The sequence below is a fragment of the Rhizobium arsenicireducens genome, from assembly GCF_964021225.1.
The window spans coordinates 70,064-85,038 of sequence record NZ_CAXHYK020000003.1; the positions used below are offsets into that span (position 1 = coordinate 70,064).

The window sequence follows — 14,975 nt, forward strand, 5'->3', positions numbered from 1 at the left end:
ATGGTCATAATGATCCCTTCCCAACGAATGTCCCCGTCGACATTTCAAATGCGGCAAGCCGCATTTGAGGTGAGGCCCATCGAAGAAGCGTTTTTAACGACTTCGGACGGAGCACAGTCACCGAATGCGATATTTAAGGGCCACTTGTTTACGCTTCGCTAATTTCGTGGTTTCTTTTGCACGAAGCGTGGGCAAACGCCCAAAAAAAAGCCAAGCGCGTCTATGCCGTACACCGCACTGCTGCGTCCGCACTGGGATGCCTTGTCCAGCCTTCGGAGTTCTAGCGAAACGCCAGCCGGTCAGATATCCCTGCAAAAGCTCGTAGCCAGCATCGCGCCCAAGACTTGCCTGTCGCTCTGTCTCTCTATCTTCGTCAGGGACTGGGATAGCGGCCGCTATCGACATGTTGAATCAAGTTGAAATGGAGAGCTGCTCGAGGAGCGGAGCGCTCATCACTCGGAGCGCAGCGGGCAGATCCGTCGTGTTATAACCTGTATCAGAAGACGGAGAACCGGCGTCGCCGGTTCGCATCCGAAAGGAGCGGCCAGGGTCGGCCGCCCATCTACCCTGCCCTGTACCGCTCTTACGATAGGTCGCCGATCGCGCCAATGGGCAAGCGCGCAAGCGCTGTCGCTCGTCAGGAAAAACGGCTTTCGCCGTCAGGCCGGCAAACCTTCCGTTTTTCCTTCCTCCCGCCCCATGACCCGATCCGCGTCCTAACGGGAGCGGGCTCAAGCCCTCCCCCTTCGTTCCGCCGGATGTGGGGGCACATCCTTCGAAAACGAAGGCAGAGGCTTCGCCCACTAGCGGGGCTTGCTCCCAAGGGAAACGGGAAAAACTGGAGCAAGGAACCATGAGCGACATCATCGCGGTAGCACTGAACAAGCTGAACGCAGACCCCAAAAACGTCCGCAAGACCTACACCAAGGAGAGCATCGAGAGCCTGTCGGCGTCCATTCTCGCCAATGGCATTATTCAAAACCTTGTGGTGCGCAAAGCTCCCAAAGGCCGATACCTCGTGACGGCCGGCGGTCGCCGCCTCGCAGCCCTCAATCTTCTCGCCGAACGCGGCGAGATCGGGGCCGACTACGCCGTGAACGTCATTGTCCGGGAGGCGGGTGACGCAACGGAGTTAAGCCTGACCGAGAACGTCATGCGGGAGGCCATGCACCCGGCGGACCAGTTCGAGGCATTCAAAGCGTTGTTCGATGAGGGCAAGTCCATCAAGGACATCGCCGCCCGTTTCGGGACAACCGAAATCATCGTCAACCGCCGCCTTGCGCTGGCGAAGGTTTCCCCGGTCCTGTTCGCGGCGTTCCGCGCCGAGAATATGACCTTTGAGCAGCTTGCCGCCTTTACCATCACCGACGATCACGCTCGACAGGAAGAGGTTTGGAATGCCCTCCCCTTATGGGATCGCAGCGCCAACACAATCAAGCGCCGTCTCGTCGTGGATGAAGTCCCCGCAAGCGACAAGCGGCTCGCGCTGATCGGCGGATTAGAGGTTTATGAGGCGGCTGGCGGTCCAGTGCGCCGCGACCTGTTTGCCGAGCAGGGAGGGGGCTTTGCATGCGATAGCGGCTTGCTTGAAAAGCTGGTTGCCGAGAAGTTGGAGGCCGAGGCCGAAACCGTGAAGGCCGAAGGCTGGAAATGGGTAGAGTGGTGCCCTCAGCAGCCGGATAACATCTACCAGATGGCTCGGGTTTACCCGCAGCGCATAGACCTCAACGACGAGGATCAAGCCAAGCTTGACGCGCTGACTGAGCGCTATGACGAATTGGCGGCGCAGATCGATGCGGATCAGGAGGATGAAGGTGCAGAGGCCGCCTTGTCCGCCGTCGAGCAGGAAATCGCCGTCCTGCAGAAGCGTGAAGAAGCCTATCGGAGCGAAGACCTTGCGATTGCAGGGGCAATTGTTACCATCGACCATTGGGGCAAGTTATCGGTGTTGAGAGGCCTTGTCCGAGACGAGGACAAGAAGAAGGCCGAAGCCACAGAACGAAAGCAAGGCGGGGCGACCGAGGACGCTGACGGCGCTTTGAAATCTGCGGCGCTTACTCACTCAGCGGCTTTGATCGAGGACCTGACCGCTCAGAAGACGGCGGCACTTCGTGTCGAGCTGGCGAACAATCCCGAAATCGCGCTTGTGGCAGTCGTCCATGCGATGTTGCTCAAAGTGCAGTATCGGACCGCATGGGGCATTCCCGGCCACCAGAGCGCGCTTGAAATCTCTGTCACTCATGAAGTGCTCGACGGTTCGATGAAGCGTCCCGCCGAGAACAAGGCCCTTGAGGCGTGGGGAAGCCTTGAGGAAAACTACGGGCACCGGCTTCCCGGCGATCCTGCTGACCTTTGGGAATGGCTGATGGATCAATCGCAGAGCGAGTTGTTGCAGCTTCTGGCCTATGCCGCCGCCCATTCCGTCAATGCAGTTGAGAAGAAGTTCAGCAGTCGCAGCCAAGCGCTGGCACATGCCGACCAGATGGGCCGCGCATTGAATGTCGATATGCGGGATTGGTTCGAGACCACGGCGGAAAGCTATTTCAGCCACGTCAACAGGCCGACCATTCAAGCCGTTGTTGCCGAGGTGCGCGGCGAGGATATCGCCGCTGGTGTCGGCAACATGAAGAAGGGCGAGGCTGCGGAGTATGCCGCCAAGTCCATCAAGGACAGCGGGTGGCTTCCGCCTCACGTTCGGATCGCGTCTGACCCCGACGCAGAGGGTGAGGCTGAAACCTCTGAGGAAAAGAGCGAACACTCGTTCCCGATGGCAGCGGAATAATCCCGCCGCTGCTTGTCCCCGGTCACGTCCTCCAGTGTGACCGGCTCCCCTATTCCCGAGGATAAGCCGTGCTCGCTTCCGATCCTGATCCGACCCTTGCCGCCGAAAGCTGCTGTCAGCTAATCAACGCCTACCTGAGCGACCCGGAGCATGTTGATTGGGATGAAGTGCAAAAAGCACTCGATACAGCGCTAAAGGCCTTCGATCTACCGCCGACCTATCTTGAGGATGCTGCTCAGCGCGGCTGAGCCTGCTTCAAGATCGCACTTTAGCGCCCGCCTTGGCATCGAGCCAATGCGGGCGCTTTTGCAGGTGCGTGGGAGGCAGAAACGTATCGGGGGACGGCAGATCAGGCCGCTTGTTGAGAGGAGGCCCTCGCCCCCTCCTCTCAAACTCTCCTCCCCACCCTGTTGAATTTCCCCAACAATAAAGGGGGCTAATTCATACTCTGGAAACGTTCCAATTTTAGGCGCGAAGAGAGGGAAGGCGCGGACAAGCGCGCTAAAAAATTGAAATTTAGGCGCTATTTCAGATGTCAGCTGAACCGGCAAAGCAACGCGGAAATGTGACAACTTGCATCAATTCGGTATCTCAGGTTACTAATCGCAATCGGGCGGAACCTAAACCGATTCCGACTCGCGCATTTTAACAGTTTTTTGGAGATCGCACCCGGCCCAGAAAAGAAAAACCGCTCCCGAATAATCCGGAAGCGGTCTGCAGTTCGAAATATAAAAGCACCATCGTTCTCGCAGACCTCCCCTCCGATGTCAACAATCAAAACACCTTTTCGGTGAACGGCGGAGCTTTGTCTGGCCTCTGACAGGAGACGGACGATGGGGGAACCCAGACAACACAAGCGGCCGACAGGTCGCAGAATGACGAAGGAGCGAGCCGAATTCCGGCGACTGGCGCAGTCAACGGAAATCGGATCTGTTACCCGCGGACAGCTTGCTGTGCTCGCTAAGAATCTGATGACGATCGGAATGATCACGACCTCAGAATATGCGTTGCTCGAGGCTATCATAACGACCGCTAAGGCCGATACCTTTGACAAAGGCGGGCGCCCGATTGTCTACAAGTCGAACCGACAGCTGGGGTATGACATCAACAAGTCACCGGGACGCGTAAGCCGAATTCTTTCCCGGTTGTACGACCTCGGCCTTGTCACCATGCAGGACAGTGCGAATTTCAAGCGCTACCCGATCCGGGACAGCGAAGGAGATATTGCCGACGCCTGCGGCATTGATCTGCGCGTCCTGATCGCTCGGCACCATGAACTTGATCAGCTGGTGCGCCAGAAGCGGGAAGAGATTCGAGTTCGCGACAACGCAGCGCGTCGCTTCCGGGACGCTCTGCGTGCCGCGAGGTATGCTCTCGCGTCCTCAACCGAACGAGGCGAAGTCATTCTCGGGCGGATCGGGTCCCGTGTTGAGAAGATCGCGGCCTTCATCGGATCAGCTAGGCACGAGCCGGCCCACGCCCTTCGGAAGGCCACAATGCTTTTGGAGTGGCTTGCCGACCGATTGCGCAACGTGAATCGGACCCCTCAAGCTTCCGACATAGATGCAAATATGACATGCACGGATGTCGAAAACGACATGCACATACAGATTACAACCCCGAAGCCTTTTGAAGCTCGTAATGATGAACGGCGTTCGGCTGACGCCGAACAAATCAGTTCGTTAGGGGCTGGCTCCGCCAGCAAGAGGGCTTTTGAAGAAAGCCTGGGGAGCCCTTCGCGCCAAAGCAATAGGCAACTGCAAGTGCGGCCTTCACTTGTGGCGCTGGAAGATGTGTGGCGGGCTACGCCAAGCCTTGCCGAATATGGCTACCAGCCCCCGCGCAGTTGGGCGGACCTGGACCGGATCGCTCCCAAACTTTGCCGCATCGCCGGCGTGTCCGAGGATGCGCGCCAGCGCGCCGTGGACCGAATGGGCCACCAGGCGGCCGCCGTTGCGATCGCTCTCACCTTTGAGAAATACACGCGCGCCGAAATCAGCTCGCCGGGCGGCTATTTGCGGGCCATGACAGACCGTGCCGCGAGGGGAGAGCTTCATCTAAACCGCTCGGTATTTGGGCTGGCAGCCCGCAAATCAATGGAGGCACACTCGTGATAGAAAATCGCTTGGTTGGAGCCGCGTTGGCCGCGCTTCTGTTCACCGCGTATTCTGCAGCGGCCGACTATTCAGGCCGAGCGCGAGTGATCGACGGTGACACCTTCAGCATTCGCCAACAGAGGATCCGTATCGCGGCCATTGACGCCTGTGAGCGGGACCAGACCGGCTCCAAAAACGGTGTGATATGGAATTGCGGGATTGAGGCACGTCGCTTCCTCGCCCGCATGATCGATGGCAAGCATGTCCGCTGCATTGAAGTCGATCGAGACCAGTATAAACGCCTTGTCGGCCAGTGCTTCGTCGAGAACTCGGATATTGGCCTCGAGATGGTGAGGGCGGGCCAAGCCACCCTCTTGTTGCGCTATCTACCGAGATCCCACCCAATCGACCTGAGCCAGTACCGCCGCGCCGAGAATCGCGCCCGACAGCTCGGCCAAGGCTTGTGGGGAGCCGAGGTTGAATCGCCCTCCTCCTATCGCCGCAGCCATTCCGGCAACTGAACGACTGGCGGCACTCTGTGAGCAACAGATGGCGAGATCGCATGTTTTGGCGAAACCATCGGTTACCCCAGCCTCTTGTTTCAGGCTGCTGGTTCGGCTGCATTCAGCACAATCCCGCTCTTGACCTGTGCCGATGTCTCATTTGTCGAGGTGACGTATTGCTGCAAGCGCTCAGGCCCCACACCTCCAAAGTGGTTGCTCTTGATGCCCGTTCGCACGGCGACGCGGTTGGCGCAAAGCTGTTCGTCTCCAAATTTTCCCCGCCTTCGGCTCCTCGCGAAGCAAAATTTGTCCCCGTCCAGCCTCCTTCGCTGCGCTCCGGCCTACGGTGCGCACCGCTTATCCCCGTGCCCTTTGAACGATCATCGCAACCACCATAGAGGAGTGATTAACATGAGCATGACCAACTTCATCCAGTTCGACAAAGACGACATCGACAACGCCAAGGGAACCGGCCTCATCTCCACCATCGACCGGGACCTGGACATTAAGGTCACACCGTTCGACTCCACCAACGAAAAGGCTCCGACGCATCGCGTCTATGCCAAGTCGCCTCGCGGCCACGACATTGAAGTTGGCGGCATCTGGAAAAAGACTAGCGGAGAAGGGAAGCCGTACTACACGCTCTCCATCAAACGCCTCGGCTTCAACGCCAACTTGGGCCGCTACCCCGGCCAAGATGACCTGGCGCTGCAAGCTATTATCGAATGGGAACCCCGCGATTGATCGCTCTGGGAAGCCCGATCTCTGATCGGGCTTCCACCATAAAAGAGCCGATTACCCCGCATTCGCTGGATATTCGGCTCTTTTTGTGCTACGTTGAATACTAACTGGAGGCTCTGCCAATGAACGTTCATGCCCCCCGCCCCGATCGCTCTCCGGAAGCTGTTGCTGCCCGAAAGAAAGCCGTCGATCAGGCTCGTGCCGCCAACATGCGGCAGGGTTACACCGGCGATCCGGTTTTGGAAGAAGCAAACAGCCGTTACGTTGCCGGAGACATCACCTCCGACGAAATGCGCCAAGAGCTTCTGGCACGCTTTAAGCGGGCTTGAGCATCGCCTAGAGATTTGTAGCGGCCGCCTGTGATCTCAGGCGGCTTTTTGCATGAGGTTTTGCTTGGCGCGCGATGATGAAGCCAAAGGCTCCTACACCTATCCCAACACATCAGAGGATAAGGATTTCAAGGATGTTCTGAAGAACAAGCTTGATATCAGGAGCCAATCTGCGCTGCGTGAAGCCGAATACGCATTCACAGCTTTGAGGCAAACGGAGCTGGCCGAGGGAAAAGGCCCAGTCGGTAATCACGATGCAGCGCATCTGAAGGCTCTGCACGGCTACATCTTCCAAGATGTCTATGAATGGGCAGGACATACGCGCAACGAAAGTCCTGTCGTCGATGGACAGCGGGTAGAGCCGGTAGGGGGGCTTTCGAAGGGTGACACGACCTTCCTGCCCGGATCGCGGATCGAAATGGGGCTCAACGAGGCACTGCGGCCCACCAAAGACGTTCAGGGCTTGCGAGCCGCCACACCTGAGCAATTCGCCGAGAAGGCCGCTCACGTCCTATCTGAGCTGAACTACGTTCATGCCTTTCGTGAAGGCAACGGAAGGGCAAACGAAGCGCTGGTGGTCTCATTGGGCCGCACCTACGGTCATGACATTGATCTTACCGTCATCACCAAGCCTCGCATGATCGAGGCATCCATTGAGACCACGAACGATCCGTCCAGTCCGGCGATGAAGCACCTCATCCAGGATGCGATGGAGCCTAACCGCCGCGAGGCGATCCGCAGTGCCATGTCAGATCTTGAGCAGGCTGGCGAGAAACCGTTCGAGCACAACATCCGCACGGCCCGCCCGGGCGAAGTGATCGAAGGGCAGGTTCTTGGGCATGACAATCGCGTGGCGAGCCTCGTGACCGACAGAGGGATTGTGGCCGTTGACCGCGCTGACCTTCCCGAGCGGATGCCTCCTGACGACGAGGAGTTTAAGTTCACCGCAAGATCTGATTTCAAGACTCTGGGTCGGCCGGAACAGGTCCAAGATGCCCATTCGCAGCCAGGTCAGCAAAAGGCCCAAGAGCCTCAGTCGCAGCACATCAATGCCGAGCTTAAGGCTATCGAAGCGCAGCAGCTTGCCGATCGCCAGCGAAACCGCGACCAAGACGACCGAGAGCGCTGATCTGCGGCCCTGTCGCTGCAGTGAGGGCCCGTATCGTCGGCCGGGGGGCCTACGCTCAGCGCCCTCTCCTGTCCGTTGGATGGTTTGACGGACAAACTACGATAGCCCCTCACCCATTCAACCGCTTGCGCGGTCCTACACTCCGTTGCGGCCCTACGGGTGCATGGGCTCGTTTCGCTATCTTCGGATCTTTGCCGTCAACCAACGAACAGGAGACGGCAATGCAGAGCGTAAAGGACACCTACCAGCGGATCACCGACACCATCATCCAGCAGCTCGAGGCCGGCACCAAGCCTTGGATTCGGCCATGGCGCGGAAATGTTCGCAGGTCGGCTACGCCGCTGCGTGCCTCCGGCGAAGCCTATCGCGGCATCAACGTGGTCATGCTTTGGCTCTCCGGGCAACTCGCCGGCTACGACGAAAACACATGGATGACTTACCGGCAGGCTCAGGAGCTTGGCGCTCAGGTCCGCAAGGGCGAACAAGGAACCCTCGTCGTCAAGTACGGCACCTTCACGCCGAAGGATCAGGAGGCGGACGATCGCGCAGTCCCCTATCTCAAGGGCTACGCTGTCTTCAACGTCGAGCAGATCGATAACCTGCCTGACCGCTTCAAGAGCCCGGCCGATGATGTGCCAATGGATGCCGTTCCAGTCCTCGAAAACGTCGAATCCTTCATAGATCGCACTGGCGCGAAGATCACCTACGGCGGCAAGCAGGCTTGTTATCGCCCTGGTCTCGATGACATTCTGATTCCGGATCGGGGGCGGTTCCTCAGCGAGATTCACCTTTACAGCACTGTTCTTCATGAAATTTCTCATTGGAGTGGTGCAAAGGCACGTTTGGGCCGTGACCTGAGTGGGCGGTTCGGCAGTGAGGCCTACGCCATGGAGGAGCTTGTTGCCGAGATCTCAGCCGCGTTCGTCTGCGCCGATCTTGGCATCGAGCATGATCCGCGAGACAACACCGCGACCTACGTTGAAAACTGGCTCAAGGTGCTCAAGCAGGATTCACGTGCAGTCATCACTGCCGCCGCAAAGGCTCAGGCAGCCGCTGACTATCTGCGACAGTTCAGCTCTTCTACAGGCTAGGGGCACTGGCATAACTGTCGGGCCTCATGCGCATCGACCTAAAACTTTACAACTGTAAAGTCGGGCATCCTTGATGCGTTAACTTCTTGTTAACGAAAAACGCCTTGAAGAATCGGAGTCAGTCTGGCATCCCTGACGGAAATGATCTCGTAAAGTGGTCAGAACCGTCAAGAGGATTGAATGTTGCAGCCAGCTTCTCAGAGCGTCAGAGACACTGCGTCGAAGATCGGGGTCTACACCTCGAAACTCTCTGCGGAGCTGAACGATATGCGTGAGGCTGTTTATCCACCCTCTGCGCAGAAAACATTTGGTCGGACATTCTCAACCCTTGACCTAGTGAGGCTACTCAAGGTTCCGGAAAGTACTCTTCGCCAGTTGACGCTGGAAGGGAAGGGGCCTTTGCCCGAGCGTGCAGAAAATAACAGGCGAACCTACACGATAGAACAGGTCAAGGAACTGAGGGCATTCCTGGCCGAACTTCGTCCGGACGAAGCTGGCGAGCTGCTTCCGCATCGTCGCAAAGGGGAAAAGCTTCAGGTAATTGCTACGGCGAATTTTAAAGGTGGTAGTTCCAAGACAACCACTTCTATCCATCTCGCACATTTTCTAGGGCTTCAGGGTTATCGGGTCCTGTGTCTGGATCTTGATCCGCAAGCATCGATGACTGCGCTATTTGGTATTCAGCCCGAGTTCGATCTCGGCGAGAACCAAACAGCCTATGCAGCCATTCGATATGACAATGAGAGGCGGCCGCTCGCTGAAGTGATCCGGCCAACCTATTTCCCGGGTGTCGATCTAGTTCCTGGCAATCTGGAGCTAATGGACTTTGAGTTTGATACCCCGTCCTATCTGACCTCGAAAACCAGAGATGACTTGGGTTTGTTTTTCGAGCGGTTAAGCAGTGCCCTGGCCCGCGTCGATGATCGATACGATATCGTTATCATCGACACCCCACCGTCCCTTGGATACTCGACGCTCGCCGCTCTTTACGCAGCCACGTCCTTAATCATTACCGTTCACCCGGCGATGCTCGACGTTGCATCGTGCAATCAGTTCCTGATCATGATCTCCGATCTATCGGAGGTGCTGGGGCAGTTTGGAGCAAAATTTGAGCATGACTTTTTCCGTTTCCTGCTCACCCGCGTGAACCCGAATGACGGGCCTCAAAAGTATATGTCTGGAGTCATGCGCCGATTGTTTGGTGATGATGTACTGGTTGCGGAGGCGCTCGAATCGACGGCAATCGCCGGTGCAGCGGTAGCGAAGAAGACCCTTTACGAGCTCGAGTCGGGCGAGGTCGGTCGTGAAGCGTTGAAGCGTGCAATTGAGAGCGCTGATCGAGTTAACTCCGAAATCCTCGACCTCGTTCACAAAGTTTGGGGGCGTAGCACATGAAGAAAAGCATCCTTCAGCGAATGGCGGCTGCCGAAAACCGGACAGAATCTACTGTGGTGTCGGACGCGTCTGACAAGCCCTCGCTGGCGCGGCGGCACTCTTCACCGGTCATTTCCAATGTGGGTCGAGCACTGACACAGCTCACCGAAGATAGTGTCATTTCACTCGATCCTGACCGTATCGACCGCTCGCCCTATAGAGATCGCTTTGGCAACGACGAAGATGCGGCCAAAGAGCTCGAGGCGCTTAAGGTTTCTATCGCAAGCGAAGGCCAAAAAATTCCGGTTCTCGTTCGGCCGCATCCGACGAAACCGGATCATTACCAGCTTGCCTACGGTTACCGTCGATGGGCGGCGATCAAGGCCATAATGGCAGAAGCGGATCGCCCGGAGACCATAAAGATTCGAGCGTATGTTCGAGAGCTTTCCGATCGGCAATTGATTGAAGAGCAATCGCTTGAGAATGGTGTTCGGGAAAACTTGACCTGGATCGAGCAGGCAATGTGGGCAGTACAGCTCAAAAGTGCTGGCCTTTCCCATCGCGCCATGTGCCCAATCTTGGGAGCTTCAGAAGCGGCAATATCGCATCTGTTTCGAGTGACGGAGGCGGTTCCCGAAGACATCATTCTTGCGATCGGCAGAGCAAAAGGAGTTGGTCGCCCGAAATGGACCGCATTTGCCGAGTTGCTGAAAGATCCGAGCAGCGCAGCACGTGTTCGCAAGATAATCGACACGGTCGAGTTTCGAGGCGCTGACAGCTCCAGCCGTATTGCCCAAGCGATACGAGCTGCAAGTGCTGCAGCCGACAAAGTGACTGCGGAACCAGCTGAAGAGATTGTTGACTTCGCCGTGGGTGACCGAGTTTTTGGCCGCATGAAGAGTAATTCGGCTGGAACTACGGTCTCAATCCCGAAGCAGGAACGCGCTTTCGCGCGCTGGCTGGCGGACCGAATGCCTGATCTTCTAAGCGAATACAACAATCATTCCGATCCAACTCACCAAGAGGTGTGATCGAGACACTCGTTAATTGGTCAAGAGGAGAGACCGCGACAAAAGAAAAAGGCCCCCAAAACGTTTCCGTCATGGAAGCCTCTCTCAATTCCTAGCAAGATCGAGAATCGCATTTCCATAAATCCCAGTCGAAGAGTCTTTGGCATCGTTTTGGTGAGCGGATTTCTTTTGCCTGAAGAAAGGTGAAGGAATATGCAGACGGGAAATGTCACGACGCCCTTTGGGCGGCGGCCGGTTGTGCTTGCTCTTGTAAAGAGGCAGCTTCAGACGTCCGAGACGAAACCAAACCGCCCGGTCGAAAAATGGAAGGTGTTTCGCGACGCCTGTGAGGCCCGTGAACGCCTCGGCCTCCAGGACAGGGCGCTGACTGTGCTGGACGCATTGCTGACATTTTATCCGGAAAGCGAGCTCAACTGCGATAGCGGATTGGTGGTCTTCCCTTCGAACGCCCAGCTTTCTGTCAGAGCGCACGGCATCACTGGAACGACCTTGCGGCGCCATTTGGCTGCCCTGGTCGAAGCCGGGCTCATCCAGCGCAAGGATAGTCCGAACGGCAAGCGCTACGCTCACCGGGACAAGGGTGGCGATATCGAGCAAGCCTTTGGGTTCGATCTTTCTCCACTTTTGGCTCGTGCTGCGGAACTTGCAGCACTGGCACAGGAAGTCGCTGCCGAACGCCTGCAGTTCAGGCGAGCCAAAGAGGCACTGACTATCTGCCGGCGTGATGTGCGCAAGCTGATTTCAGCAGCGATGGAGGAGGGGGCCGACGGCGACTGGGAAGCCATCGAAGACATGTATGTCGGCATTGTCAGCCGACTTCCCCGCAATCCTGACCGTCACCAGGTGGAGGCAATCCTCGACGAGATGCAGCTTTTGCGCACCGAAATCCTCAACCTTCTGGAAAATCAGTTAGATTCTCAAAATATGGACGGCAATGCTGTTCAAAATGGCTGCCACATACAGAATTCAAAACCCGAATCCATCTATGAACTTGAACCTAGCTCTGGAAAAGAGCAGGGCGGAGCCGTCGAGCTGGAAGTAGCACCCAAAGCGGTTGCTCAGCCGTTGGCAAAGCCGGAACAGATGAAGGCGTTCCCGCTGTCGATGGTCCTGAAAGCCTGCCCGCAGATTTCGGACTACGGGCCCGGCGGCACGATCTCCCATTGGCGCGAGCTGATGGGCGCCGCGGTGGTGGTACGATCAATGCTTGGTGTTAGCCCGTCGGCTTACCAGGAGGCTTGCGAGGTGATGGGGCCGGAGAACGCGGCGGTTGCCATGGCTGCAATCTTGGAGAGGGCAGGGCATATCAATTCGGCAGGTGGATATCTCCGCGATCTCACGCGCCGGGCGAGGGGAGGGGAGTTCGGACTGGGACCGATGCTGATGTCGCTGATGCGTGCAAATGCGAACAGCGATCGGAAAACGGGGTGAGGGACGACGCGTTCCTAAATGGCCATCACTTGACGGCCCTTTCCGTTCTTCAATCGTCTGTCGGGGTATCGACCTTGGATGATTTTCGACCTGGTGGCCGGCCAGGGGGACGGCCTTTCCTGCTGACTCTCGCCGCTTTTCTAGTCAGTCGTTGGCGTTCGGCCTCAGCTTTTGCTTCGGCCTCCGCTTCCGCTTTTTGCCGAGCTTCAAGAACATCCTTAGGCGTCAGTTGGCCAACTATACCGATCAAACTGCGTATGGTGTCATGCGGGAGGTCATGAATGAGTCTGAAGAGTTCAACACGATCATCGGCCTCTTCAGGATTTTTACCGTAGAGATGAGGTGCTGCGGCATGAATCATCTGCATCGGCAGGAACCCAAGGAGCTCGGAAAGGTGAATCATTCGAGAGACAGTCAGTCGCGAAATGTTCAGTTCGTAGCGGCTGTAGACCACTCGAGCGAGACCAGCCAGGGTCGCGAAATCGCTCTGGGTCAGACCAGTTTTCGCGCGTTCGTCCAAGAGGAATGCGGAAAGTTTTGCGTCAATCTCGCCGAAGCTGACTATGCCGTCGAATCCCTCCTTGCGGTACAGGGGTCTCTGGAAATCTGGATCTGTGGTCTCAACCAGTTCCCTCGATTTGATATAGTCGGATAAATTCCGCACCGTAGGCATTCCCTCAGTCCCCAAATCCGCCTGTGGCAGATATCACGCACCATATCGTGCCATTAAGGCACTGTCATCCTTCGCACCAGTTACAAAACCCTCACAAAATTGGGGGGAATGACGTGGGCATGGATCTCTTGGATGCGAAATGTGCAACTCAGAGGCGCGTTGTCCGTCATGCTTAAGATTGACCGCGCGTATTCCTATTGACCGCTTTCGCAGCAATCAGATTCCAGCCGTGGGCATTGGATTGAAAGACGCCTTCGAGGGTCCTCTCTTCGGTGACCCAACTCAACTTCACGCGCATTTCGCATGCCACGGAGAGCTGGTCGATGCTGATGCATCTTGTGATGCGGGCTCAGACCTTGGTCCGTATGCCTCGAAATCCCACATTGCAAACCGGAACAGCTCACGTTTGGCGCGATCGTCCGTTGGCCAGTCTGTTTGCTTGAAAGGCTCCGGTGGAGAGGCGGCGAAACTGGGTAAAGTTCTCTCTATGGCGCGAGTATCGATCCCGACCTTCTCCGCCGCTTCAGGGTTGATCAAAAATCCAAGCGTTGTGCCTACCGCTACCCCCGCCAGAAATCGAAGGTCGAGGATCAATAACCATTATCCTTCAGGAACTGGTCGATCGCGGCCTTGACGATTACCGTCATTTTCAAGTCGTTGTCAGAGGCTGCTCGCTCCAGACGCTTCTTGGTGTCGTAATCAAGGGGGCAGTTGACGAAGTGTTTGCTCTCCCGCGCTTTGTTCTGCTTCAGCTCCTGCAGTCGTATTCTGGACGCCTCACGCTCCAACGATTTGTTCGTCGCTCTCTCCCGGCGAGCCTCCGGTGATGGCAGGATCAAACTCGACCTTGGTGGCACCTGAACGTCAGGAACCTTAGCGGCAGCTTCTCCTAAAGCGACTTGGTCCAGATGATCGCTGGGCACCACATTTTCTGCTTCATGGTCTATGGCCGGTTGCGACATTGGATTGGGCACATTTCCCCGCGACCGTCGCGGTGCAACGGGAAAATCAGATATACTTGAAGTCCCTTTAGCCATTTTGCGCCCTCTTTTGCTCGTTTGGCAGGAAACGTTCAATTTCTTGCATCATGGCCATAACCTCACTCCGGGCCTTTTTGACAGAGTCGCTGAGCTCCAGCATTTGCAGTGTCCCATATCCAAGTCTGATGTCGCGATACGGGTTTCGCTCATAAAGCTCGGTGTCGAGGAGGTGTGAATCATATCCCTGCTCCTGCAGGTTTGCGATGAAGGGGCGGATTAGGCGGTAAGCTTCCAGTGAGCGGCCGGGGAGAGTGATCCGGGTCCTGAAGTTGAGGTGAGGAATGTTTCGTCCGGTCCGATCGCAGGCGTCAGCTACGTCCATTGCGGCCTGGCCAGCTGCAAGGATCTCGTCCTGATTTGGTTGGATCGGCGTCATAACGATGTGCGAGCCGGCGATGATCGTGTCTCGTAGCACGGTGTCTTGACCGGGTGAGTCGATTAACACGACGTCAAACCCGACGGTTTCGTTCTCCAGAATATGCTGCAGTGATGCGTTGGTTACCGCCGTGCGAAGCTCAATGCCGTCTGGCCTGTTGTCTTTCGCCTCGGAGCGGGACCACCACTCATTCAGGTTTTGTCGTCCGTCCGCATCAATTAAAAGCACTTGCTTACCATGAAGCGCATATTCCCCAGCGATCAGGATAACGGCGGTTGTCTTCCCCGCGCCGCCCTTGCCGCTTACCAGCGATATGCAGATTGCCATTTCACGATCCACTTCCAGTCTAACAGTGCACCCCGCCCCCTAGCAGTCCAAC

15 protein-coding genes are annotated in these 14,975 nt (G+C 56.8%); 11 read left to right on the forward strand and 4 right to left on the reverse strand.

The genetic code is table 11. The features are described 5' to 3' along the window. The first annotated feature begins 853 nt into the window (after positions 1 to 853). The 11 genes from ACWPVA_RS21520 to repC (ACWPVA_RS21570) all read left to right on the forward strand — a co-directional run bounded on the left by ACWPVA_RS21520 (position 854) and on the right by repC (ACWPVA_RS21570) (position 12,507). On the forward strand, positions 854 to 2,782 hold the full coding sequence (locus ACWPVA_RS21520) for a ParB/RepB/Spo0J family partition protein (RefSeq protein ID WP_454289720.1): 1,929 nt from the start codon (positions 854 to 856) through the stop codon (positions 2,780 to 2,782). 68 nt (positions 2,783 to 2,850) lie between these two features. Then, positions 2,851 to 3,030: a hypothetical protein gene (locus ACWPVA_RS21525; RefSeq protein WP_102022169.1), complete on the forward strand. Its 180-nt coding sequence runs from the start codon at positions 2,851 to 2,853 to the stop codon at positions 3,028 to 3,030. Between the two features lie 627 nt (positions 3,031 to 3,657). Next, positions 3,658 to 4,896, forward strand: a complete 1,239-nt coding sequence (repC, locus tag ACWPVA_RS21530) for a plasmid replication protein RepC (protein WP_454289721.1) — start codon at positions 3,658 to 3,660, stop codon at positions 4,894 to 4,896. A 26-nt stretch (positions 4,897 to 4,922) separates the two neighbouring features. Next, positions 4,923 to 5,399: a thermonuclease family protein gene (locus ACWPVA_RS21535; protein WP_215570359.1), complete on the forward strand. Its 477-nt coding sequence runs from the start codon at positions 4,923 to 4,925 to the stop codon at positions 5,397 to 5,399. A 393-nt stretch (positions 5,400 to 5,792) separates the two neighbouring features. Continuing rightward, positions 5,793 to 6,125: a DUF736 family protein gene (locus ACWPVA_RS21540; RefSeq protein WP_052642533.1), complete on the forward strand. Its 333-nt coding sequence runs from the start codon at positions 5,793 to 5,795 to the stop codon at positions 6,123 to 6,125. Positions 6,126 to 6,244: 119 nt separating this feature from the next. Then, complete coding sequence (locus ACWPVA_RS21545; protein WP_113460381.1) at positions 6,245 to 6,451, forward strand: antitoxin VbhA family protein; 207 nt, start codon at positions 6,245 to 6,247, stop codon at positions 6,449 to 6,451. Positions 6,452 to 6,515: 64 nt separating this feature from the next. Continuing rightward, positions 6,516 to 7,580, forward strand: coding sequence for a Fic/DOC family protein (locus ACWPVA_RS21550; protein WP_454289722.1), 1,065 nt, complete (start codon positions 6,516 to 6,518; stop codon positions 7,578 to 7,580). A 221-nt stretch (positions 7,581 to 7,801) separates the two neighbouring features. Beyond that, positions 7,802 to 8,671, forward strand: coding sequence for an ArdC family protein (locus tag ACWPVA_RS21555; RefSeq protein WP_102022174.1), 870 nt, complete (start codon positions 7,802 to 7,804; stop codon positions 8,669 to 8,671). A 180-nt stretch (positions 8,672 to 8,851) separates the two neighbouring features. Then, complete coding sequence (gene repA, locus ACWPVA_RS21560; protein WP_102022175.1) at positions 8,852 to 10,066, forward strand: plasmid partitioning protein RepA; 1,215 nt, start codon at positions 8,852 to 8,854, stop codon at positions 10,064 to 10,066. Further along, positions 10,063 to 11,076, forward strand: coding sequence for a plasmid partitioning protein RepB (gene repB, locus ACWPVA_RS21565; RefSeq protein WP_102022176.1), 1,014 nt, complete (start codon positions 10,063 to 10,065; stop codon positions 11,074 to 11,076). The genes repA and repB overlap by 4 nt, the downstream gene beginning before the upstream one ends. A gap of 192 nt (positions 11,077 to 11,268) precedes the next feature. Then, a complete protein-coding gene (gene repC, locus ACWPVA_RS21570) occupies positions 11,269 to 12,507 on the forward strand; it encodes a plasmid replication protein RepC (RefSeq protein WP_454289723.1) in 1,239 nt (412 codons plus the stop codon). A 49-nt stretch (positions 12,508 to 12,556) separates the two neighbouring features. Here repC (ACWPVA_RS21570) and ACWPVA_RS21575 read toward each other — a convergent pair whose 3' ends face one another. The 4 genes from ACWPVA_RS21575 to ACWPVA_RS21590 all read right to left on the reverse strand — a co-directional run bounded on the left by ACWPVA_RS21575 (position 12,557) and on the right by ACWPVA_RS21590 (position 14,923). Beyond that, positions 12,557 to 13,180, reverse strand: a complete 624-nt coding sequence (locus ACWPVA_RS21575; RefSeq protein WP_102022285.1) for a helix-turn-helix domain-containing protein — start codon at positions 13,178 to 13,180, stop codon at positions 12,557 to 12,559. A 288-nt stretch (positions 13,181 to 13,468) separates the two neighbouring features. Next, the gene (locus ACWPVA_RS21580; RefSeq protein ID WP_454289724.1) at positions 13,469 to 13,774 is read right to left on the reverse strand and encodes a hypothetical protein; all 306 of its coding nucleotides are present in this window, start codon (positions 13,772 to 13,774) and stop codon (positions 13,469 to 13,471) included. Next, entirely contained in the window at positions 13,771 to 14,217 is a 447-nt protein-coding gene (locus tag ACWPVA_RS21585) for a hypothetical protein (protein ID WP_252193244.1), read from the reverse strand. The genes ACWPVA_RS21580 and ACWPVA_RS21585 overlap by 4 nt, the downstream gene beginning before the upstream one ends. After that, positions 14,210 to 14,923, reverse strand: coding sequence for a ParA family protein (locus ACWPVA_RS21590; RefSeq protein ID WP_113380119.1), 714 nt, complete (start codon positions 14,921 to 14,923; stop codon positions 14,210 to 14,212). The genes ACWPVA_RS21585 and ACWPVA_RS21590 overlap by 8 nt, the downstream gene beginning before the upstream one ends. Positions 14,924 to 14,975: the final 52 nt, after the last annotated feature.